The 24144-nt window shown below is 37.6% G+C and carries 22 protein-coding genes, 1 pseudogene and 2 riboswitches; of the genes and pseudogenes, 19 read left to right on the top strand and 4 right to left on the bottom strand.

Annotation, left to right across the window (positions count from 1 at the left end; translation table 11 throughout):
* Nucleotides 1–87: 87 nt before the first annotated feature.
* From B371_RS0115445 to B371_RS0115430, 4 genes are all read right to left on the bottom strand, one after another.
* Nucleotides 88–483, bottom strand: coding sequence for a DUF350 domain-containing protein (locus B371_RS0115445; RefSeq protein ID WP_019415217.1), 396 nt, complete (start codon nucleotides 481–483; stop codon nucleotides 88–90).
* Nucleotides 484–508: 25 nt separating this feature from the next.
* Nucleotides 509–1075 carry a DUF4247 domain-containing protein gene (locus tag B371_RS0115440; protein WP_019415216.1) on the bottom strand — a complete coding sequence of 189 codons (567 nt, stop codon included), beginning with the start codon at nucleotides 1073–1075 and terminating at the stop codon, nucleotides 509–511.
* A 120-nt stretch (nucleotides 1076–1195) separates the two neighbouring features.
* Nucleotides 1196–1861: a PspA/IM30 family protein gene (locus B371_RS0115435; protein ID WP_019415215.1), complete on the bottom strand. Its 666-nt coding sequence runs from the start codon at nucleotides 1859–1861 to the stop codon at nucleotides 1196–1198.
* Between the two features lie 27 nt (nucleotides 1862–1888).
* Nucleotides 1889–2401: a DUF4178 domain-containing protein gene (locus B371_RS0115430; RefSeq protein WP_019415214.1), complete on the bottom strand. Its 513-nt coding sequence runs from the start codon at nucleotides 2399–2401 to the stop codon at nucleotides 1889–1891.
* Between the two features lie 870 nt (nucleotides 2402–3271).
* Here B371_RS0115430 and B371_RS0115425 point away from each other — a divergent pair.
* From B371_RS0115425 to acsA, 19 genes and pseudogenes are all read left to right on the top strand, one after another.
* Nucleotides 3272–4270, top strand: a complete 999-nt coding sequence (locus B371_RS0115425; protein ID WP_019415213.1) for a substrate-binding domain-containing protein — start codon at nucleotides 3272–3274, stop codon at nucleotides 4268–4270.
* A gap of 14 nt (nucleotides 4271–4284) precedes the next feature.
* The gene (gene hxlA / locus B371_RS0115420; protein ID WP_019415212.1) at nucleotides 4285–4914 is read left to right on the top strand and encodes a 3-hexulose-6-phosphate synthase; all 630 of its coding nucleotides are present in this window, start codon (nucleotides 4285–4287) and stop codon (nucleotides 4912–4914) included.
* Nucleotides 4911–5468, top strand: a complete 558-nt coding sequence (hxlB, locus tag B371_RS0115415) for a 6-phospho-3-hexuloisomerase (RefSeq protein WP_019415211.1) — start codon at nucleotides 4911–4913, stop codon at nucleotides 5466–5468. Before hxlA ends, hxlB begins: the two co-directional genes overlap by 4 nt.
* 17 nt (nucleotides 5469–5485) lie before the next feature.
* Complete coding sequence (locus B371_RS0115410; RefSeq protein WP_019415210.1) at nucleotides 5486–6511, top strand: TRAP transporter substrate-binding protein; 1026 nt, start codon at nucleotides 5486–5488, stop codon at nucleotides 6509–6511.
* 24 nt (nucleotides 6512–6535) lie between these two features.
* Nucleotides 6536–7009, top strand: a complete 474-nt coding sequence (locus tag B371_RS0115405; RefSeq protein WP_019415209.1) for a TRAP transporter small permease — start codon at nucleotides 6536–6538, stop codon at nucleotides 7007–7009.
* Entirely contained in the window at nucleotides 7006–8286 is a 1281-nt protein-coding gene (locus tag B371_RS0115400; RefSeq protein ID WP_019415208.1) for a TRAP transporter large permease, read from the top strand. The genes B371_RS0115405 and B371_RS0115400 overlap by 4 nt, the downstream gene beginning before the upstream one ends.
* Nucleotides 8287–8300: 14 nt before the next feature.
* Nucleotides 8301–8579 (top strand): cupin domain-containing protein, encoded by a 279-nt coding sequence (locus B371_RS0115395; protein WP_019415207.1) that lies wholly within the window; start codon nucleotides 8301–8303, stop codon nucleotides 8577–8579.
* Between the two features lie 22 nt (nucleotides 8580–8601).
* Nucleotides 8602–9549, top strand: coding sequence for a sugar kinase (locus B371_RS0115390; protein ID WP_019415206.1), 948 nt, complete (start codon nucleotides 8602–8604; stop codon nucleotides 9547–9549).
* 9 nt (nucleotides 9550–9558) lie between these two features.
* Nucleotides 9559–10185, top strand: a complete 627-nt coding sequence (locus B371_RS0115385; protein ID WP_019415205.1) for a bifunctional 4-hydroxy-2-oxoglutarate aldolase/2-dehydro-3-deoxy-phosphogluconate aldolase — start codon at nucleotides 9559–9561, stop codon at nucleotides 10183–10185.
* A gap of 631 nt (nucleotides 10186–10816) precedes the next feature.
* Nucleotides 10817–11175, top strand: a pseudogene (locus B371_RS23000) (fatty acid--CoA ligase); the annotation flags it as partial.
* Nucleotides 11176–11280: 105 nt separating this feature from the next.
* The gene (locus tag B371_RS0115375; protein ID WP_019415203.1) at nucleotides 11281–11673 is read left to right on the top strand and encodes a hotdog fold thioesterase; all 393 of its coding nucleotides are present in this window, start codon (nucleotides 11281–11283) and stop codon (nucleotides 11671–11673) included.
* Between the two features lie 736 nt (nucleotides 11674–12409).
* Nucleotides 12410–14137: a sensor histidine kinase gene (locus tag B371_RS0115370; protein WP_019415202.1), complete on the top strand. Its 1728-nt coding sequence runs from the start codon at nucleotides 12410–12412 to the stop codon at nucleotides 14135–14137.
* Nucleotides 14138–14150: 13 nt separating this feature from the next.
* A complete protein-coding gene (locus B371_RS0115365) occupies nucleotides 14151–14882 on the top strand; it encodes a LytTR family DNA-binding domain-containing protein (protein ID WP_019415201.1) in 732 nt (243 codons plus the stop codon).
* Between the two features lie 607 nt (nucleotides 14883–15489).
* A complete protein-coding gene (locus B371_RS0115360) occupies nucleotides 15490–16941 on the top strand; it encodes a carbon starvation protein A (RefSeq protein WP_019415200.1) in 1452 nt (483 codons plus the stop codon).
* A gap of 316 nt (nucleotides 16942–17257) precedes the next feature.
* Nucleotides 17258–17368: riboswitch (SAM riboswitch) on the top strand.
* A 139-nt stretch (nucleotides 17369–17507) separates the two neighbouring features.
* A riboswitch (SAM riboswitch) is annotated at nucleotides 17508–17618 on the top strand.
* Nucleotides 17619–17762: 144 nt separating this feature from the next.
* Entirely contained in the window at nucleotides 17763–19562 is a 1800-nt protein-coding gene (locus B371_RS0115350; RefSeq protein WP_019415198.1) for a PLP-dependent aspartate aminotransferase family protein, read from the top strand.
* A 33-nt stretch (nucleotides 19563–19595) separates the two neighbouring features.
* On the top strand, nucleotides 19596–20582 hold the full coding sequence (locus tag B371_RS0115345) for an aliphatic sulfonate ABC transporter substrate-binding protein (RefSeq protein ID WP_019415197.1): 987 nt from the start codon (nucleotides 19596–19598) through the stop codon (nucleotides 20580–20582).
* 125 nt (nucleotides 20583–20707) lie between these two features.
* Nucleotides 20708–21544, top strand: a complete 837-nt coding sequence (locus tag B371_RS0115340; protein ID WP_019415196.1) for an ABC transporter permease — start codon at nucleotides 20708–20710, stop codon at nucleotides 21542–21544.
* Between the two features lie 13 nt (nucleotides 21545–21557).
* Entirely contained in the window at nucleotides 21558–22328 is a 771-nt protein-coding gene (locus tag B371_RS0115335) for an ABC transporter ATP-binding protein (protein ID WP_019415195.1), read from the top strand.
* Nucleotides 22300–24006 (top strand): acetate--CoA ligase, encoded by a 1707-nt coding sequence (acsA, locus tag B371_RS0115330; RefSeq protein WP_019415194.1) that lies wholly within the window; start codon nucleotides 22300–22302, stop codon nucleotides 24004–24006. Before B371_RS0115335 ends, acsA begins: the two co-directional genes overlap by 29 nt.
* Nucleotides 24007–24144: the final 138 nt, after the last annotated feature.

Raw genomic sequence — 24144 nt, 5'->3', positions numbered from 1 at the left:
TGAAAAATCGATAGATATCCAAATGAGATGTAATTTGGACATCTATCGAAATGGCTCACCCTAGACGGACAAGTAAATTTATTAAGTTTACGTAATTGAAGCTCCAATAACGAAAGCTAATCCTACTGAGACAGCAAAACTAATGATTCCAACAGCTAAATTACCTTTGTGAAGTTGCTCTTCCACAGAGAATTTACGTGTGAACAATTCAAACAATAAATAAGCAATCAGTTGGAGAACAACACCAATGCCTCCCCAAATCAATGTTCCCGTAACAGCAGAACTATTGTAAATGGCAAATGCTAAGATAATACAAATTCCTACGATTTTACCACTAATAGAAAGTGCTACAGCTTTGTTGTCATTTAATACCTCATCCCAATCCTTGTATTGCTTGGTCATTACTTCAAAAATTGCTAAGCCTATAAGAACAATAATAATAGCAATTGCAAAATACATAATAGTTAATAAAAATGCGTCCATTATTTAATCCCCTTCCTAATTTAAATTATTTACCCGAACCGATTCCACCACCACGAACAGAAGCACCACGAATGGTTGGTATGGTATTTTTACCTGCAAATGAGCCTGCAGAATTATATCCGCCATAACATCTACTTGGATTTAAAGTACATGCTTGGTTTCTATTGGTACTCCAATTATTTCCAAACATGTTACCTAAAAGAGTGGCTACCAAATATCCTTCAAAGAAACTGGGGCGGTAATTGTTTCGAACAAATTCTTCTCCTGCAACTTCAATCATCGTATCCGAAGCATCGTCTTGTGATTCGGTTAATGTGACAAATTGATTTTCATAGATGAATATTTGTTTACCATCACGTTCTTCACTCATTTCAGAAGGTTCTTCATGATTTCGTAGATTACTAGCCACGGTTGAAATGTCTTGGTTCTCTGCAATATAAACTTGAGCATAATCGTCACTGTTTGCAGTGCTTGTTACAGTGTCGAATAGTTGATATGTAGTTCCAATATAATCTTCAATGCCATCTTTAAATAGAGAACCCGATCCATTCCCACATGCAGTGACAAAAAGAAGTACACTGACAATCATCATGGACAGAAGCGTCCTTTTCACATTTCTCACCTTCCTTTCCTATATAAAGCATTCTTTAAAAACAACAGGAAAGGACCTGTTACCTAACAGATCCTGTTCCCAATATATTTTGGAAATTGATTATTTATTGGCCATTCTCTTTTTAAGTGCAGCTAACTCATCATCAACTCCGCTATCAAGAGATTTAAACTCGTCATCAAGACTGCGGTTAGATGAGCGCATATCTTCACTTGTTTCAGCTTCAGCTTCGGATTGAAGTACTTTTTCTTCCATACGCTCAAAGCCGTTGCGGGATTCATTGCCACCTATACCTGACATCGCACGGTTCATCTTCGTACGTACTTGAGCCGATTCAGCACGTGCTTTTAATGAGTCTTTTTTAAGCTTCATTTGGTTGTATTCATTTTTCATCTCGTCAAGTTTAGAACGAAGAATGGTTGCATCTTCTTTTGCACGGTTATACGATTCTTCAAGGGACGATACTTGCTCAGAATGAATCTTTTTGTCTTCAAGTGCCCGACGTGCTAAATCCTCATTGCCAGATTCTAATGCTTTGATCGCTTGTTCTTCGCGTTTCGTAATCATGCTGTGTGAATCGTTAACTTTCCTTTGAAGAAGTTTTTCATTGGCAATTTGTTTGACAACAGCACTTTCTACTTCACGTATGTCCGCTTCCATTTCACGCATAAATTGGTCAAGCATTTTGACTGGATCTTCAGCCTTGTCTAACATCGAATTTAACTCTGATCCTACAACTGTTTTCATTCTTTTGAAAAATTGAAACATCTGTTTTCCTCCTAATAGTTTTCTGTTTTAATGACTTCCAGCAATAATCTTAATTTCATATTCTTCAATGTCATACCCAGTACTTGCTTCGATTTCATTACCCCAAATTTCTAATGATAGGGCTTTTTCATCTTCTTCATCATAGTAAGAGAAGTATCGACACTGAACACCATCAACATTTTGACTACGGCCTTCACCTGTAACTAGAGCAGTACCATATTCATCTTGGAAATACGTGACACCATCCAGCTCAATTTTTTTAGGAATTGGTTCTTGTAGTTTTAATGTTGACTTCACATATATACCAAGTTCTAATTCATCATCCATCTCTACACTTAACCAAATCACTTTGTTATTTCCTTGTAGCTGGTATGCATACCACTTAAAGCCGTGGTCATTGTATGAAAGCTTTCCCACAACCTCGAAATCTTCAAGATCATAGGTGATGAAGTCTCCCGTTTTTAAATTCATCACGTTGCGTTCTTTAACATCAGGTCTTTGCGGTTCCTTACTGCCAAACAATTTACTAAGAAAACTCATTAAGTCATCACTTCCTTTTTCCACACATTCTGTCTACTACAATTAGTTATACGATTGAGAAACGAAAAAGTTTCTAATATTATCTATTCTCTCGTACTTTATCTTTGGTTGCAATAATACCAACCCTTTAAACAGATTCGTTACGGAAAAATTGTTTAGTACAGAAGCAGGGCTCTCCGCGACATGTATTTTTATAATACGTCAATTTTTCATTAACTTCCTTCATTATAAGACTTTCAATGTCTGGTGGGAAATGACAACGCACGATGAAGAGTTGAAGAAAGAAGCGAAACTGAGTTAAATCTTCTCTCTATTTTAAAGAGTAACACCTTCCATTGCGGAAAACACCTCGAAACACAAAATGTAAGGAATTCAATTGTTCTGGTTTTCGCTGCGCTCCTGTTTGTAAAGTGATTAATGCAGTGACGATAACTTTAGCTGCGAAAACTACTTTTACAAGGTTTAGAACGTTTTAGACTGCTAGGGAGATTAAAGTTTAATTGCTATTAGTATGGAGCTGGAAACCAAGTGGTTGCAGTAATACTAATTCTATAGATTCTTAAATTTAGTAATCTCTTGGTTATGATGCAGTGGGTGTACGGTCTATAGCGACCCGGCAACCCTGATCGATGCATTAGCAACTACTTTTTCATTTGTTCCGCGAGAATTCCTTGCATCGGACTTGATGAAAAATAGTAAAAAACTTAAAACTAATTTAACGATGGAGAATTGATACTGTTTAAATGAATCTCAATAAAAAAATTTCAATTACAAGAAAATTTAGTATTGATATTGAAATCGTTTTCATTTATACTTTTACTAAACCGATTTACTAAACCGATTTACTAAAATTCCGCAGGGGGTAAAAAAATGAATAAAGTAACGATGGCTGATGTTGCTACCTATGCTGGAGTATCCAAGAGTACTATTTCGCAATATGTAAATAAACGATATAAGTTTATGTCAGAGAGTACGAAAATCCGTATTGAAGAGGCAATTAAAGAACTGAACTATCGTCCAAATAGTGTGGCCCGTAGCTTAAAACAAAAGTCCACTTTTACGATTGGTGTGATTGTATCGAATATCTTACATACGTTTTCAACGAAAGTCATCCGCTCAATTGAGGATTATTGTAACTCTTTAGATTTTCACGTTATTGTTTGTAATGCCGACGATAATCCTGAAAAAGAAGAACGCTATATTCAGATGTTGCGAGATAAACAAGTAGATGGCTTAATCGTTTTTCCAACAGGAGAAAATCTTGAACTCTATGAAGAAATGGTGAAAACGAATTATCCGGTAGTATTTCTTGACCGTAAGATTCCTAATCTCCCGATTTCCTCAGTTCTTCTTGATAATGAACAGGCCGTCAAAATGGCTGTAGAACATTTGGTGAAGAAGGGCTATAAAAAAATCGCCCTAATGACAAATGCTCTTCACCGAGTCTACCCAAGACAGGAACGTGTTAGGGTATTCAAGGAACTTACCGCTCTTCATCAATTACCGATAGATGAAGGATATATTGTCAGTAGGGATCTTGGTCAATTAAAGTCAAGTCTTGGTGAGTTACTTGCTAACAAGCCAGTTGATGCAATTATTGCAGGCAATGATTTAGCACTACTGGAAATCTTGAACTACGTGAAAGAACATCATATTGAGATTCCGAAAGACTTGGCACTAATTAGCATAGATGATGTTTCATTTGGGAATTTATACAATCCGGCATTAACTGTCGTTGCACAGCCTGCTTTTGAAATGGGAAAAAAAGCAGCTGAACTGTTACTTGGAAAAATAAAAGGGAACTTTGAAGAAGAAAAAGAACATATTTACTTATTTCAACCGGTGTTAATTCAAAGAGCTTCTTGCTAGAGAGGGGATCGTATATGACGAAAATTCAGTTGGCGCTTGACCGTCTTACAAAGAAAAAGTGTGTTGAAATAGTCGAGCAGACTGAGGCTTACATCGACTTTATTGAAGTAGGAACGGGTGTTATTAAAGAATACGGGATGTCAATAGTCCGTGAAATGAGCGAACGCTTTCCAAATAAAAAGATTGTTGCTGATATGAAGACCTGTGATGCCGGTAAGCATGAAGCAAAACAAGCTTTTGAAGCAGGTGCACATATTACGACCGTCATGGCTTTTGCTAACAATCAAACTATCGAAGATATGCTAATTGTCGCAAATCAATATGGTCAACAGTTGATGGTTGATTTACTTGGAGTGACAGATTATGCAAGGGTCGAAGAGCTCCATCGTCTTGGGGTACGAATGTTTAATATTCATATCGGAATTGACTTGCAAAAAGATGTGGCATGGGGCGCACAACATTTTCAATTAACAAATCATATTTCGAATCTCCAACTCGTCGTATCTGGCGGAATTAATCTAAACCTTTTGCCATTACTCATGAAACAACAACCTTCAGTAGTGATTGTTGGAAGCGCTATCACAGATCATGAGAATCCAGCTGTAGCAGCAAAAGAAATACAAGAGGGGGTGAAACAGTTTTGAGGACCATACTGGAAACGATTACACAAGAAATCAAAACCGTGTTGGCTAATGTAAATGAAACGGAAGCAATTGAGCTATCTGAGTTACTTATCCAGGCAAAAAACATCTTTGTTTTCGGTGAAGGTCGGTCGGGTCTAATGGGAAAAGCATTCGCCATGCGATTGATGCACGGAGGGTTTTCGGTTTATGTCGTTGGGGAGACCACAACACCAAGCATTCAGAAAGATGATTTGCTTGTCGTTATATCTGGTTCAGGTTCATCAGTCATGATTACGAGCTTAATAGAAACCGTAAAGAAAAAAGAGGCCGTTCTTGCACTCGTCACGACGAACCGTGAAGAAGAGGTTATTAAAGATTGTCAAAGTGTTCTACATGTACCCGCTGCAACAAAGTATCGAAGGAGTATTGAACCAGATACGATTCAACCGCTGGGTAATCAGTTTGATCAATCAGTTCATCTTCTACTGGATAGTATTATTATCTACACATTGGAAAAGGCGTCTGATTCTATGTCATTTGAAGAAATGAAAAATAAACACACAAATATGGAATAGCAAAGGGGAAATGGAAAATGAAAAAATCAATTTTTGTAGCAGCAGCAATAACAATGGGGTTATCTGCAATTCTTGCCGGTTGTGGAGATAGCAAAACAGAAGGTTCAAGTAAAGGGGAAAGCTTAAAAATTCTTGCTGCTCATAACCAAACTTCACCGGATAATCCTTACCAAACGGGATTACAAAAGTTTGAAGAAGTTCTTGAAGACTCGAACGTAAATATCGAAGTAGAAGTTCATGCAGGTACGCTTGGTACAGAAGAGTCTGAGCTTGTTGAAAAGCTAAAACTAGGTGCAGTTGATGTCATTGTCGTGTCACCAGGATTTATGACACAAACGGGTGTAAAAGAAGTTGATCTATTAGCACTACCTTATCTATTTGAAAGCTATGAGCACTGGGAAAAAGTTGTAGATGGTGAAGTCGGAGAACAAATTGCCGACTTGATTAACGAAAAATCTAACAATGATTTTAAATTAGTTGGTTATTGGTCAGCGGGTGTACGTCATTACTACGGAAAAAAACCAATTGAATCGATGGATGATTTGAAAGGAGTATCTATCCGTACACAAACGTCTGGTGTCGTGTCAGATTACTGGACACAAGCAGGAGCAGTCCCAGCATCTGTTGCATGGGGTGAGCTTTACCAGGCACTTCAACAAAATGTTGTTGATTCATCAGAGAACGCATATCCATACTTTGTACAGCAAAATCATCATAAAACGAAAAATGGTAAGTTTATTTCAGAAACGGCTCATGATTTTACGACTCGCTTAATGCTTGTTAATGGTAAGAAATTTGATGCAATGTCTGACGAGCAAAAAGAGGCGTTGTTGGAAGCAGCTACAGCATCTGTAGAAGCTGAGCGTAAAGCTCTTTATGCACAAGAAGAAGAATATAAACAAAAAGCCATTGATGAAGGTGCAGTTGTAAATGAAATCGACACGACTGAATTCAAAAAACTAGCGACTCCTATTCAAGATAAATTAGCAAAAGATATTGGTGCAGAAGAAATCTTAGGGGAAATTAATGGACTGCGTAATTAATCGTTAACTTTAGGAGTGAACAGTATGGTTAGGATTCTTGAAAAAATACAAATGACAGTCGGTGTGCTTTTCTTAAGTCTGTTTTTTATCACGATTTTAATTCAAATCGCAACACGTTATTTAGGTATTTCCGTGATATGGACTGAAGAGGTAGCAAATTATTCCTTCATCTGGGCAATATTTATGGGAGCGTCAGTTATGGTCAACAGAAAAGAACATTTTAGTTTTGACTATTTCTCACGCAAACTTGAAAGGAAAAAACGTGCAATGTTAATGGTCTTCATTGATGCAATCGTGTTGTTGTTTGCTTTAAGTCTGGCAGTGTACGGCTTCCAAGCAGTGACGACATTCTGGGACTATAACTGGTTAGCTTTCCCGAGTTTCAAAATGGGCTACATTTGGCTTTCGATTCCTGTGATGGGTGTGACAATGGCGATATATTCCATTAGTCACATCTTGAAAAACCTGGGCTTGCTTAGAGAGAAGGTAACTTCATGATAGGGATATTGTTGGTTGTATTGTTTCTTATATTAATGATCATTGGTGTTCCTATTGCTTTTGTTATTGGTATTATTGCGCTAACTGGAATTATGTCGGTGCCGAATATTCCTGAAGTTACGATACCTATGAAAATGTTGAATGGAATTGATTCCTTTGTATTGCTCGCAATTCCACTTTTCATTTTGGCTGCGAATTTAATGAACCATGGAAAAGTCTCTCAAAAGCTGATTGATTTAGCGCTGACAATGGTCGGCCATATCCGTGGTGGATTAGCTCAAGCGAATATTCTCGTATCGATGATGTTTGCAGGTGTTTCCGGTGCGGCACAAGCAGATACTGCAGGTGTCGGGAAAATATTAATTCCTAATATGAAAAAACAAGGATATGACACGGAAACAGCCGTTGCTGTAACAGCTGCATCCTCTACAATTGGAGTCATTATTCCTCCAAGTATTCCGATGATTATTTTTGCGGGATTAACGAATGTTTCAGTTGGAGCCCTGTTCTTAGCAGGAATTATTCCAGGCATACTAGTTGGTGTAAGCATGATGCTATTTGTCTATTTCCTTGCTCTCAAGAAAGGATATCCGAAGGCGAAGCGAGCATCATTCCAGACATTCTTTAAGTTGTTTTCTCAATCACTACCAGCGTTGTTCACACCGGTTATTATTATCGGGGGTATTATTTCGGGCCTATTTACTGCAACGGAAGCGGCAGCTATTGCGTCTCTTTATACATTTGTTATCGGGGTATTCGTTTATAAAACGATTAAAATGGGAGATTTACCTAAAATCCTGACGGAAACGTTAGCTCTCAGCTCGTTGTCTATTTTTGCTTTGGCAGCAGCGAGTGCACTTGGCGAATTATTGAGCTTTTTTAGGGTGTCTACCATCGCTCAAGAATTCTTTACGAATAATGTTGGAAACGAGTGGCTATTTATTCTAATTGTCATTGCCTTCTTCCTATTCATCGGTACTTTTATGGATGCCATTCCAGCCATGATTTTATTTGTTCCAATCATTTTGCCATCTTCATTAGCATTTGGAATGGACCCAGTACATTTAGGATTAATTGTAGTTATCACATTGGCAATTGGTCTCATTACACCACCGTATGGATTATGTTTATTACTGGCAGCGAAGATTGGGGACTTAAGCATTGAACGTTCAGTCGTGGCCGTTGTACCTTATATGATAATTGTCCTAGCTGTACTATTGGTCGTTGCATACATCCCAGCTATTTCATTGTGGATACCTAATTTAGTTGGACAATAAAAGGAGTTAAATCATTGAAACGAAATATATTAATCGCAGAAGGTTCCATTATGTTAGTAAAAGTTGAATTGCCTGAAGGTTTTCAAGGTGAATTAGATCAACATGTTGAAGAACAAGTAAGTTACATTGAAACAGGGAAATTGGAGTTTACGTTGGACGGAAAAGTGAATGTACTATCAAGAGGGGATGCACTTTTCATGCCTTCTAATGTACCACATCAAGTCAAGGTAATTGAAGCGTGTACTATTATAGATGTTTTCACACCTATTCGTTCATCATTGCTTAAAAATTAGTTGCAAGGAAGAAGTTGAGAAAATGGATGTTGTAACGATTGGGGATGGAATGATTACATTCGATCCCGGAACCAAAGGACCTTTAAGATTTGTGAATACATTTGAGCGAAAGATTGGTGGAGCAGAATTAAACGTGATGCTTGGATGTGCGAGACTGGGCCTTAATGCAGGTTGGATTAGCCGATTAGGGAAAGATGAATTTGGGCGACATATTGTGAATACAGTTCGGGGTGAAGGTGTCGATGTTTCACAAGTCCAATTAATGGACGGGTATGCTACTTCTTTAAATTTCAAGGAAGTACAGGAATCTGGAGAAGGTCGTACGTTTTACTATCGTGTACCTTCACCGACTGAGACATTATCCCCTGATTTACTACCGTTTAATTATATTTGCCAAGCTAAGGTATTACATATGACTGGCGTATTTTGTGCCATTTTAGAACAAAATCGTGCGATTGCTTTACGTGCATTAGAAATTGCAAAAGAAAACAGTGTTACGGTATCGTTTGATCCGAACATCCGATTAAGACTGTGGTCAAAAGAAGAGGCAAGAGATACTATCTTGACGTATTTACCTTATGTCGATCATCTCTTAATTTCTAAAGAAGAGTTGGAACTATTATTTGATACAAAGGATGAACAAGAAATTTTGGCACAAATCGGACGCTTCAATTTTAGAGAAGTTGTAATAAAAGATGGTCAAAATGGATCATTTGCTTTAGTTAATGGGAAATGGCTACATGTTCCGGGTGTTAAGGTAGAAAAAGTGGTTGATACAGTAGGAGCGGGTGACGGTTTTGACTCAGGTTATTTGTATGGATTGTTACAAGAATGGCCGTTAGAGGAACGATTGGTATTCGCAAATGCGATAGGCGCTATGGTTGTTCAAGTTAGTGGAGATAATGAAGGACTGCCATACTTAGAAGACGTCGAAAGCTTCCTCGGCAAGCGAGAAATAATCGAAAGGTAGGTGCCAGCCGTGTTAGAACATTTGAAAAAAAGTCCGCTGGTTCCAGTTTTAAGGAAAATTCGTTTTGATGACAGTTCATTCATCGTCAAAGCTCTCATTGAAGGCGGCGTACGTACTGTAGAGATCACAATGGAAACTGAGCGTGCGTCAGAGATTATTCGAATAACTGTGGATGAGTTTGGTAGTCAATCACTTGTCGGAGCTGGAACGGTTTTGACAATTGAAGATTGCAGCAAGGCGATTGATGCAGGTGCCCAATTTATCGTAGCCCCTGTATTGAATGAGCATGTCGTAACATACGCTGTGAAACAGGGGATTCCAATTATTCCAGGGGTATATTCTCCAAGTGAAATGATGCGTGCCTATGAACTCGGCGCAACAGCGGTCAAACTTTTCCCAGCAGCTTCTGTAGGTCCTGGTTTTGTAAAAGATGTACAAGGTCCTCTTGGTCACATCCCCATCATGGTTACTGGAGGAATCGATTTAGCCAATGCACGTCCTTACATTGAATCAGGTGCCATTGCAGTCGGAGCGGGAAGCGCGCTTTTGAAGAAAAGCTACATCTTTAATAAAGATTGGACCGAGTTGACTAAGGAAGCAGAAAAATGGATGAAAGAGCTTGAATTAATAAGGTGATAGGCTTTCCAGTAATCATTCGTCATTGGATCCGCTCTGACAAATACAATCAAGAAATCAAGGATTATATTACAAGAACTGCTGCATCTACATTTTCCAATACTACAACTTCTTGAAGACCATTATCAAGGTAAGACGAATAATGGAAGAAAAATCTGTACTATTTTCATGTTCTTAATCTGATACAAAGTATACTTTGTATCAAATTCATTGCCATTTGTTAAAACCAAGTCTAAACAAATCAAACAATGGGTGACAACTTGTCAGCGGTGTCAGGTCTTCGATAGCGGGACATATGTAATGATGCTATTGAAAACCGTTGCGATTTTAAAAAGAATATAAATTATTGATATGCCCTGTACATCGAATCCAATCAGACTCTTTAACAAAGTGTCAGCGATTCGAAGTACATTTTTTTATTTTGAATGACTATGGACAAAATAACTGATGCATTATTACGGATGGGAATAAAAGAAAAGAGGGAGGTGACCATTTTAACTTTTACACTGGATCGAGCTAAGATTTCTATGTAGCTTTGGAAGGCAAACCCACTGCATCATAACCTATAGGCTTATTTTTGATTTTGATTTAATAGAGAATGGGTGCTTACTACATTTCGGCAGTTTGTATAAAGGGGTACTACTTTAGCGATCTAGGATTAATGGATGAAGATGGCTATTTGTATGTGGCGGATCGAGTGGATGAAATGATCATCAGCGGTGGCGAAAACATTTATCCGAAAGAAGTGGAAGATGTGCTTCACGAACATGAATCGGTTCAGGATGTAACCGTTTTGAGGATTTCCTACGAGAAATGGGGAGAATCCGTGCATGCGTTTATTGTCAAGAAGATCCGGCATTTACTATAGAAGAACTCGAACAATTCTGTAAAGATAACTCTAAATTAGCAGGTTTTAAACGGCCAAGAAGTTATAAATTTCTAGAGGTACTTCGTCGCAATGCAAGTGGTGTAATTCAAAATTTCTGTTAAGGTAACAAAGAGTAGAATGCGCCAACCACTAAACCCTGACTATAGCTGAAATGCATCTGGTAGGATTTTGTATTCAATTATTATAATAAAGAGAGGAAGTTTTCAATGGAAATGAAACCACTAGAAGAAACAATTATAGGATTATTAGGAATCGAATTTGTAGAAGTGACTAAGGATCGTGTTACTGCGACAATGCCAGTTAACGCGTCAACGCATCAGATTTTTGGCCAGCTTCATGGAGGAGCGTCGGTTGTATTAGCGGAATCGGTTGCGAGTGTTGGAAGTTTAAATTTAATTGATCAAGAAAAAGAAACAGCTGTAGGACTTGAAATTAATGCAAATCATATCCGTGGCAAAAAGGATGGAATTGTAACTGCTATAGGAACGCCACTACATAAAGGACGTACAACTATGGTGTGGGAAATTAAAATTGTCGATGAAGATGAAAAGTTAATTTGTGTGTCTAGATGTACTGTGGCAATAGTGAAATTGAAATGACTTAATAAACAAAAAAATATAATTCATAAACTACCATGACATTTAAAGTATGGTAGTTTTTTATGAAAAAAATCAGTTTTATAGGAGTATAAGAAGGTCGTATCCGAAGGAGAAAAATGTGTTTACAGCAACTCGGTGTTATGTCATAAGTGAACAAGGTATACAACAGTAGTATTATTCAATACTTTTATAATTTCTAGAGAAAAGAGATGTGTTTCTAGTGTCAAACAGTAGCTCAGTAGTAATTGTGAGTTGTCATTGTAATTATGGAAAGTTACGTGTGAAAAGTGACGTGTGAAAAGTGACTTCCACTTTATAATAATTAAATATTGGAAGTTGTTTTATTCTGTTATCATGTGAAATTCAACTCGACTATCATGATCTCTATCTACCATACGTCACAGATAAAGCTGTCAGTTAGTCCGACGACGACCATTCTTTTTATTGTGAAATTAAGGCGAACGGGAATAAAACATGTTTGAACTAAATTAAATAATCTTCATTCGAACGAGAAAAAACGGGTTCTAAGAGGAATAAAACAAAATGAATGGGAATAAACACAGTGAACGAAAAATTATTACTCCTATATGTATTCGAGTGAACTACTTGAAAAGGACAAAATAGTAATTAAAGTTGACTCAACATCAACTGCATTATGCTAAAATAAGAAAAATGAGAATACTATTGAAATAAAACTCCAATTACTATTTTATCTCCGAGAGAGGGGACTTACGATATGACTGAACTTTTTCTAACCATGCTTGAACGTCTTGGGATTATTGTAATGATTGCCTTCGTATTAACTCGGCTTCGATTTTTTAGGCAGATGATTTATCAAGACAAATTAGGGCGTAAGCAGCAATATGCTGCTATTTTCTTTTTTGGGTTTTTTGGTATAGTCGGGACATATACGGGGGTATCGTTAGACATAAATGCCCAGGAATTTAACCGTTGGGCAGCCGCGACTGGACTAAGTAGTGATGAAGCAATTGCTAACACACGTGTCATTGGCGTAGTGATAGCAGGGTTACTTGGTGGATATAAAGTTGGAATTGGTGCAGGGCTCATTGCTGGCATTCATCGCTTTACGCTAGGAGGATTTACCGCGCTTGCTTGCGGTCTAGCAGCCATCGTTGCTGGAATTCTCTCAGGTGCATTTCATCGTAAGGACAGTAGAAACAAAATAAGTAATGCCTTTTTCATTGGAGCTGCGGCAGAGACAATTCAGATGCTGATTATTTTATTGATGGCTAAACCATACGAAAAAGCGCTCACACTCATTGAAGTGATTGGGATCCCTATGATTATTGCAAATGGAGTGGGATGTGCACTTTTCCTACTTATCATCAAAAGTGTTTTTAACGAGGAAGAAAAAGCTGGTGCTATGCTAGCTCAGAAAACACTTAGAATTGCCGATCAGACTCTTGTTTATCTGAGGAAAGGAATGGATGTCGAATCTGCTGAAGCTGTTTGCCGAATTTTACATAAGGAGATAGATTCAAGCGCAGTTGCAATGACAAACCAAACAAATATATTGGCTCATATAGGAATTGGGGATGATCATCATAGAAAGAACTCACCAATTCAAACTGATTTAACAAAGGAAGCTATTCAAAAAGGTGAACTTATCGTTTCACACAATAGTTCAATTCATTGTATAAATGAAAATTGTCCACTTGGTTCCGCAGTAATTGCTCCATTAAAACAGCGTGGTGAATCAATAGGCACGTTGAAATTTTACTTTACTTCAGAAAAAAAGGTTACGAACGTAACCTTAGAACTCATTTCTGGTCTTAGCATGCTTCTAAGTACACAATTGGAAATTGCAGAAGCTGATAAAGCATATCAGCTTACAAAAGAAGCTGAAATTAAAGCGTTGCAGGCACAGATTAGCCCGCATTTTCTTTTTAATACATTAAATACAATCGTATCTCTCGTTAGAATTGAGCCAATAAAGGCACGAAAGTTACTCATTTCTCTCTCACACTTTTTGCGGCAAAACCTTACTGTTACAACCGAGACATTGACTACACTTGAGCAAGAGTTAAAGCACGTCAAAGCTTATCTAGAGATTGAAGAAGTCCGTTATGTTAATAGACTCGTTGTGGAATACAACATAGATGAGAGCGTGTTATTAGAAAGCATTCCTCCTCTTACTCTGCAACCGATTGTTGAAAATGCAGTCAAACATGGAATTAAAAATAAAAGAAACAACTGTTTAATTAAAATTAGTATACAAAAAAAGGATGCACTTACGATTGTATCTATCGAAGATAATGGGCAAGGCATAAGCCAAGAACGGATTGAGCTGTTAGGTGTGCAACGATTAGTTTCAGATAGTGGAACAGGAATAGGACTTTATAATGTAAACAGAAGATTAACAATCATGTTTGGTGTGAAAAGTGCTCTGCTATTTGAGAGTAAACAAAATGAAGGCACAAAAGTATCATTTATTTTGGGTTAAAGGGGGAAGAAACATGGGAAAACTGATTCGTGTTTTGGTTGTTGATGATGAACATTATAGCCGTGATGAGCTCAAACATTTATTAGGAGAGTATGCATCAGTTCAGATTGTTGGGGAAGCTGATTCTGGTGAAGATGCCATCGTAAAATCACTCCACTATCAGCCTGATGTTATTTTTCTCGATGTAGAAATGCCCAAAATGAACGGTATAGAAGTAGCAAGGGCGTTAATGGAGTTGAAAAAAAGTCCATTAGTTGTGTTTGCAACCGCCTACCCCCAGTTTGCAGTCGAAGCATTTCGTTATGAGGCGATTGATTATTTATTGAAACCGTATGATGAAGAACAATTGCAGCAGACCATTCAAAGAATTGAAAAATTGCTTTCACCACCTGTTGAAATGGAGGTTACTAAACCACTAGGAAAACTAGCAGTTGATATGGATGGAGAAATTTTTTATCTAGAACCTAAGGAAATCATGTATATATACCGAGATGAAAAAGTTTCAAAAATTATTACAGCTTCACAGGAGTTTGAAATAAGAACTCCATTAAAAGAATTGGAAAGCCGCTTATTCCCTTTCTCTTTTTTCCGAATTCACAAGAGCTTCCTCGTAAACTTAGCTTTCGTTTCGCGATTAACTCCATGGTTTAATGGTGCATATCAATTAGAAATAATAGGAAGGAAGGAAATGCTCTCTGTTAGTCGTAATTATGTGAAGTCGCTTAGAAATCGCCTTGAAATTTAACTTTATCTTGAGAAGTCAAAAGAGGTAAAGTCGAGCGCCATCCTCTGGTACTCGACTTTAGTACTAAGCTTTACCGAACTTCGCGAGATTTAATAATAGGAAAGCAGAGAGAGGGCGAAATTGTACTATCGACCGAATGCTACCTTTTAAGTTAATGTCTTTTCTCTTATTTACCAAATTCAAACCACTATATATGCCATGGTTGCAGGCGAGCGCAGGAAGCAACCACGCCGCAGGATTGCTTATACGAAAGATGACGATTCAAGTGAAATACATCACTTCTATCGTCATCTTTTATTCTTGAGGTTATAGTGCAGTAAGTTTGCAACCCAAAGCGACCCGGAAACCCAAGTCGATACTGTATTGCCAATTTTTTTTTTCAGCTGACACTTAGATTATATGATTTGATTTATGTGAGTACTTCTTGCAGTTTTGTTGTTTATTCATAATAGTATTTTAATATTCTGATAGCATATAGGTTTTTCAATCCTTCATACATACGTCTTAACCCTCTGTAACGACATGTTACACCTCAAAACACCTATATGACTCAATCACAACCTAAAATAAATGTAAGCGTGTTCACATTTTTATAAGGAGGAGCTATATGTATACATTTATTGGCGGTATTATTCTATTAATCTTAGGTTACTTCACGTATGGTAAATTTGTTGAAAAGATGTTTGGTGTAAAAGAGGATCGGGCAACACCTGCCTATGTTAATAAAGATGATGTGGACTATGTACCAATGTCCACCAAAAAGAACGCATTAATACAGTTGTTAAATATTGCAGGTGTGGGACCGATTTTTGGACCAATCATGGGCGCACTATATGGACCAGTCGCATTTATTTGGATTGTGTTCGGTGCAATATTTGCAGGAGCGGTACATGATTATTTAACTGGAATGATTTCAATCCGTAATCGTGGAGCACATCTTCCTGAACTAGCAGGTAAATTTTTAGGGAAAATAATGAAACATGTCGTAAACGTATTCGCTATTTTACTTCTTCTATTAGTAGGAACTGTATTTGTATCATCTCCAGCAACCTTAATTTATAACTTAATGGATGGCTGGATGGCGATGGGTGCGATAGTTGCTGTAATATTCATCTACTACATAATGGCAACATTACTACCAATTGATAAAATCATCGGACGATTTTACCCGATTTTTGGCGCATTGCTGATAATTAGTGCAGTCGGTGTCTTGATTCAATTAGTACTTACGGGTGCTCCAATACCTGAGTTAACATTCGAAAACATGCACCCTGATAATCTACCAATCTTCCCACTCTTATTCTTGACGATTTCTTGTGGAGCTTTATCGGGATTCCATGCAACGCAAACTCCTATCATTTCCCGCACAACTCAAAGCGAGAAACAAGGACGAAAAATTTTCTATGGTATGATGATTGCAGAAGGGGTTATCGCCATGATCTGGGCGGCAGCTGCTATGAGTCTTTTCAACGGCTATGACGGATTAAGCGATTTGCTTGCAAACGGCGGACCAGCTGCAATTGTAAGTGAAGCTTCTATATTATTGCTTGGTTCAATTGGGGGCACATTAGCTATAATAGGTGTCATCATCTTACCGATTACTTCAGGAGATACGGCTTTCCGTAGCGCTCGAATGATTATCGCAGATTACTTCAACCTTGCACAAAAGAAAATGACGAGTCGCTTGTGGATAGCACTTCCACTATTCGTAATATCTTTTGCACTTACAAAAATTGACTTCACATTATTATGGAGATATTTCTCATGGGCAAACCAATCCACAGCCGCAATTGCTTTGTGGGTCGGAGCTATGTACTTGTTTATCGCTAAGAAAAACTATTGGATTGCCATGATACCAGCTATATTTATAACAATGGCAACAACCACATACATCATAAATGCTCCAATTGGATTTGGTTTATCACTAAATGCGGCCTATATTGGTGCAACCATCATTACTATAATCATTATCGTTTTATTCTTTAATGCAGCTAAGAAGAATCGAGCTGCTAATCTTAATCTTGAAGAAGACATTTCCAACTGGAGCCATCCAAAATAATGGGATGCTGTAGTCCCAATTATCGTAAAACTGTCAATGAACAAGAGGAAAAGGTTAATCAACAAGGGAGGGATACTCCTCCCTTATTTATGAAAATTGGTCTAACCCTTGTTTGTATAGGTGGTATTTTATTGATAATTGTACTGAAATAATAGAGTGCGCAAGTCGTTCGAGTACAAAAATATGATCCAACAATTATGCTACTCTAAATTAGATTTAAAAAATAATAAATTAGTAGTTGACTTTAAATTCTGACTATACTACAATCATAAATATAGTAATTAGCTTTACGTATTGGCATAATAATAATTTAATACTCTTATCCAGAGTGGTGGAGGGACTTGGCCCTGTGAAACCCAGCAACCATCAAGATTATTCTTGAAAAGGTGCTAATTCCGGCAGGTATTGTATACCTGGAAGATAAGAGAAGGACTAAAGACCTTCTCTTTCGAGGGTCTTTTTTCTTTTGGAATCAAATGGTGAGAAATTTTTATTGTTACATATTTGAAGAATTACTGTCATAACAATAGTTTATTAGTTTAATGCATTTTACAATTTAATATTGCTTCTTATCCAGAGTGGTGGAGGGACTTGGCCCTATGAAACCCAGCAACCAACAAGGTTCTCCTTGTAAAGGTGCTAATTCCGGCAGGTATTCATTACCTGCAAGATAAGAGGAGGAATTAGACCCTCTTCTTATGAAGAAGGGTCTTTTGTCTTTATTTAATAGAAATCAAAGAAGTCTAGTGACTTTAAGTTTAATACCAAGTTAACAAACTGAAATACTAGAAAATAAAACCCAATACTAGGAGGAAAACAAAATGACAAACCACAACGAAGGCTACGATTTAGAAACTATATTATTACACGGTGGCCAGTCTCCAGATCCAACTACAGGTTCTCGTGCAGTTCCTATATATCAAACTAGCTCTTTTGTGTTTCAAAATACAGATCACGCACAAAGCTTGTTCTCCTTGGATGAACCAGGAAATATTTACTCGAGAATTGGTAATCCAACAGTTGATGTTTTAGAGAAACGAATTGCACTTTTAGAAGATGGAGTAGCAGCAGTTGCAACTTCTTCAGGAATGGCAGCCATTGCTTTAGCAGTAATGAATGTTGCAAGTGCAGGCGATGAAATTGTTGCAGCTTCTAGTCTTTATGGAGGAACGTATAATTTGTTTTCTACTACTCTTCCAAGGTACGGAATTACTGTTCACTTTGTAGATGCAAATGACCCGGAAAATTTCCGCAAGGCTATTACGCCTAAAACGAAAGCACTATACGGAGAAATTATCGGCAATCCAAGTCTCCAAGTATTAGATATAGAGAAAGTTGCTAACATTGCTCACGAAAATGGAATTCCATTAATTATCGATAATACGTTTGCATCACCATATTTGTGTAAGCCAATCACATATGGTGCAGATATTGTTGTTCACTCGGCAACAAAATGGATTGGTGGACACGGAACAACAATAGGGGGTCTTGTAGTTGATGGTGGACGTTTTAATTGGAATAGTGAAAAATTCCCGACATTCACTGAACCAGATCGTAGCTATAACGGATTAAGATACGCTTTTGATTTTGGAACTCTTGCTTTTAGCACAAAGCTTCGCGTGCAAATGTTACGCGACTTTGGCTCATGTTTAAGCGCACAAAGTGCATTTAATCTTATTCAAGGGTTAGAAACCTTGCATGTGCGTATTGAAAAACATAATAAAAATGCTCAGGAGTTAGCTGAGTATTTAAGTACACATCCTGGAGTCGAATGGATTTCATATCCCGGTCTGAAAAACCATCCAGCACATGATTTAGCTAAAAAGTATTTGAGGAATGGATTTGGCTCAATCGTAAACTTTGGAATAAAAGGAGGTAGAGACGCCGGGAAGAAATTAATTGATAATGTTGCCCTATGGTCGCATGTAGCGAATGTTGGTGACGCAAAATCATTAATTATTCATCCAGCTTCTACTACCCATCAACAACTAAGTGCAGAAGAACTAGAGTTAACAGGGGTTGGTGAAGATTTAATCCGATTATCCATAGGAATAGAGTCGGTTCGTGACCTGAAGAATGATCTTGATCGGGCATTATTTGAAGCAACAGGGCTTGCACCAAATGGTCAACAACGACTTGAAGTTGTCGTCAATGATGAAAGTGTGATTCGATGGGCATTGCATTCACCGACCGTTCGTGACAACGTCAATGGAGTAGAAGAACAGCGTCAAAAGACAATAGCAGTTGTTGGACTAAGTGGAAATCCTTCAAGACCTAGCCACCGTTTAGCTAGAAAAATGCAACGACTTGGTTATAAAATTATTCCTGTTAATCCTGTGGAAACAGAAGTGTTAGGTGAAAAAGCTTATCCGGATTTAACTTCTATTCCGGGGACGATTGATATTGTTCAAGTGTTCCGAAGCCCTGAGGCTGCAGTAGGGGTGGCAATAGAAGCGGCACAAGTGAAACCAAGAATCTTTTGGTTACAAGAAGGTGTTATTTCTCCTGAAGCAGCAACAATTGCTGTAGAAGCAGGGTTAGATGTTGTCCATAACCGTTGTACCTATAAAGAAGCACAACGATTAAGAGGATCAATTGTTACGTTTGCTTGTGAAATTTAATTTAAATCCCCGGACAATAGAAGGAGCGAGAAAATGAAAAAGTTATTAGTAGGCTTAATATCAATTGTGTTATTAGTGGTTGTTGCAGGTTGTTCGAGTAGTGCAAGTGGAGAGAAAAATAGCAAACCGAAAAAAATAACGCTTGATTATGCCTATTATTCACCCACAAGTCTTGTATTAAGAGAGCTTGGGTGGGTTGAAGAGGAATTCAAAAAAGATGGAATTGAAGTGGAATATGTTCTTAGTCAAGGCAGTAACAAAGCACTTGAATTCTTAAATAGTAGCAGTGTTGATTTTGGTTCTACAGCAGGAGCTGCAGCGTTGTTAGCAAAAGCAAAGGGATCACCAATAGAAAGCATATATGTATTTTCTAAACCTGAGTGGACAGCACTTGTTACGAATAAAGAGTCTGATATTAAGACAGTAAATGACCTGAAAGGGAAAAAGATTGCAGCTACATTAGGCACAGATCCTTATATTTTCCTATTACGAGCTTTAAATGAAGCAGGCTTAAGCGAATCTGATGTAGAAATAATTAATCTTCAACATGCCGATGGTGCAGCTGCTTTATCTACAAACCAAGTAGATGCATGGGCGGGACTTGATCCACATATGGCAAAACTTGAATTAATTACAGACGCAAATTTGTTTTACCGTAACCCGGATTTTAATACGTATGGCATTTTAAATGTACGTTCAGAGTTCGCTGAACAATATCCGGACCAAGTAGAAAAAGTAATTGAGTTATATGAAAAAGCTAGATTATGGACAATTGAGAATCCACAGAAAGCAGCAGAAATTTTGGCTAAAGAAGCAAACATCGAAATTGATGTGGCATTGAAGCAATTGGAAAGAACCGATTATTCTAACTCACTTCCTGGAGATGAACAGGTTGAGTCCTTAAAAGCAGCGGGTGAGGTACTTCAAAAAGGAAATATAATAGAAAAAGATGTTGATCTAGAGAAAGTTCTTGAAGAATTAATTAATCCAAGCTATGCCGAAAAAGTCGTCAAAAATTGATTAAGTTATTTTCATAGGTGATATCTGTATTTAAATAAATATAGATATCACTGAAGGGTGAAATTCCTCTACAAGAGGTACTGAGAAATTTAGAAAAACCTTAATAAAAGAATGAGGGATGACGAATGAGCAGTAAGATAGAATCTCTATCACAACAATCCAAGTGGAAAGTAAAAAACCGCATTCATTTTCCTAAGAAACTTAAGGTGGTTTTATACGGAAGTGTCATACCAGCTTTTCTATTGTTGGTGTGGCAAATACTAAGTATGGTCGGTGTGTTTGAGAGACACTTAATGCCTGCGCCAACCTTGGTTTTAGAAAAAATTATCAGCATGGTGGCTGATGGAACCTTATGGGCTCATATAGGAGTCACTTTATTGAGAATTTTAATTGGTTTTACAATAGGTGTTGTGTTTGCAGTTGTATTAGGATCTGTTATCGGTTATCTAAAAAGAGCTGAACAATTGATGGATCCACTCATTCAAGGATTTAGAGCGATTCCTTCACTAGCATGGGTTCCATTATTTATTCTTTGGATGGGAATTGGAGAATCATCCAAAATTATGCTCATAGCAGTAGGTGTTTTTTTCCCAGTCTATTTGAATATCGTTTCTGGTATTCAAGGAGTTGATCGCAAACTTATTGAGGTAGGCAAAATTTATAATTTCACTCCGTTTCAATTGATTAGAAAAGTGATTCTCCCTGCGTCTCTCCCTTCTTTTTTCACAGGGATTAGAAGTGGACTTGGCCTTGGTTGGATGTTTGTCGTTGCTGCTGAATTGATGGGGGCAAGTAAGGGAATTGGTTATTTACTTGTAGTAGGACAAAACACTTACTCCCCAGATTTAGTCCTAGCGAGCATTGTCATGATTGCGATCTTAGGTAAACTAACAGATTCTGCATTAAAAGCCATTGAATCAAAGTCTCTTCATTGGCAGGATAGCTTTGGAAAGCAGAGTTAAAGGAGTGAGATGATTGCTATCATTAAAAAATGTATCTCGAACTTTCAATGATGGTTCAACAGGATTTAAGAACATTAATTTTAAATCCGAAAAAGGAGAAATTATAGGATTACTTGGTACTAGTGGTTGTGGAAAAAGCACGCTATTAAGAGTAGTTTCGGGTCTTGATATCGAGTATACGGGTTCTGTGAAGATAAATGATGACTTGATAAAAGCTGTACATGAAAAAGTAGGAATTATATTTCAAGAACCACGTTTAATGCCATGGCTTAATGTTGTTGATAATATTGGTTTTGGTTTAAATGATAAAAAAGATAAACAAAAAGAAGCACAGACATTCGTTGATCTAGTAGGCCTTAATGGTTTTGGGGAGCACTTCCCAAAAGACCTCTCTGGTGGGATGGCACAAAGGGTATCCATAGCTCGAGCATTAATTACGAACCCGGAAGTGCTTCTTCTGGATGAACCATTTAGCGCCTTAGATGCTTTTACAAAAATGCAATTGCAGGATCTACTTCTTAAAATTTGGCATCAATATCAAGCGACGATTGTTTTGGTGACACACGACATTGATGAAGCTCTTTACTTATGTGATCGCATCTTTATTTTACGGGGACAGCCAGGAGAGGTTTATAAAGAACTTCAAGTCCCTGTGTCAAGACCACGATCACGTGGTGACGAAGAATTAGCAAAAATGAAGGCAACTATCCTTGATTTATTGGATTTATCTCAAGTAGAAAATGGAGAGAGTCATGATGACATTAAAACTACAACCACTAAATAAAACCTATAACCTTTCCAATTATCAAGAAGTTGTAGATAATTTTTCTTGGCAAGATGTTGAAAAACAATTTAGTTGGTTTAATTCAGGAAAAGTAAATATGGCTCATGAGTGTATTGATCGTCATGTAATTGATGGATATGGAGATAAAATTGCTCTTCATTATTTACATGATGAAGAAGAAGTTCAACTTACATTTACACAGGTGAAAGAGAAAACAGATCATCTGGCAACTGTATTAAGGAAAAGTGGAGTACAAAAGGGAGATATCGTCTTTATTTTCTTACCTAAAAATCCAGATTGCTATATTGCGATGATCGCAGCTGTTAAAATAGGTGCAGTTGCAGGGCCATTGTTCGAAGCGTTTATGGAAGAAGCGATAAAAGACAGAATTAATGATTGTGATGGAAAGTACTTGATTACGGATAGAGAGTTAGTTAAGCGAGTACCAAAAGAACAATTGCCAACTCTTGAAAAAATATTCGTTACTTCAGAGCAAGAGCACTGTATAGATGGAGAAATATCTTTGAATGAATTATTAAGAAATACTGTATGCGAAGACAATATTACAGAATGGCTGAGTTTAGAAGATCCACTTAATATTCATTATACAAGTGGTTCTACTGGTAAGCCGAAAGGAATAATTCACGCGCATCGTGCAATGATTCAGCAGTATCAGACTGGTAAATGGGTGCTAGATATCCAAGAGGATGATATTTATTGGTGTACAGCCCATCCAGGTTGGGTTACAGGCACTGTGTATGCAATCTTTGCCCCTTGGTTAAACCGTGCGACAATTGTTCTAAATGGAGGCAGGTTTGATGCGGATACCTGGTATTCAACCATTGAAAAGGCCGGGGTTACTGTTTGGTATAGCGCTCCTACTGCTTTTCGGATGTTGAAAGCAGAAGGGGATGAGATATTACAACAACATGATTTAAGTTCACTTAGACATATATTGAGTGTAGGGGAGCCACTAAATCCTGAAGTGATTCGCTGGGGAATTGAAAAATTGGGACAACGTATACATGATACTTGGTGGATGACTGAAACAGGTGCACAACTAATTGTTAATTTGCCTTCTGAAGTCATCAAGCCTGGATCGATGGGTCGTGCATTTCCTGGGATTGAAATAGCTATACTTGATGACGAAGGGAATAGGCAGCCTTACGGTGAAATTGGTCATCTTTCTATAAAAGCTCCTTGGCCCGCAATTATGAAGGAAGTATGGAAAAACAAAGAAAAATTTGATTCCTATTTCCAGTTTGGGGATTGGTACCTGTCAGGGGATCTAGCTTATCAGGATGAGGAAGGTTACGTATTCTTTCAGGGAAGAAGCGATGACATGATCAACTCATCTGGTGAGAGAATTGGACCTTTTGAGGTTGAAAGTAAGCTCCTAGAGCATGAAGCAGTTGCTGAGGCAGGTGTAATTGGCAAACCTGACGCGCTTCGTGGTGAAATTGTAAAGGCGTTTATTGTGTTGAAAAAAGGTTTTGTAAACTCCCCATCTTTAATAGAAGACATCAGGAAATTTGTAAGATATAAATTAGCAGCCCATGCTGCTCCTCGTGAAATTGAAGTGTTAGAAGAACTTCCTAAAACAAAGATAAGTGGGAAATTATTACGTAGAGAGCTAAAAGTACTTGAACAGCAAAGACTATTACTAAACAGTAAGTAATACAGAACAGGCAGCTGAAATTATATCTTCAGCTGCCTGTTTTTCGTAGTGTGAATAGAGAAACTAACTTGTAACCATATCTTTGGACTTGAAATTTAAGAAGGTTTATTGTTGCTTTTGTTGTTGTTGTTGTTGTTG

The organism is Paenisporosarcina sp. TG20 (genome assembly GCF_000286315.1).
Classification (GTDB): domain Bacteria; phylum Bacillota; class Bacilli; order Bacillales_A; family Planococcaceae; genus Paenisporosarcina.
Note: the sequence above shows the minus strand (reverse complement) of the source record. Positions and strands in the feature narration are given on the sequence as shown.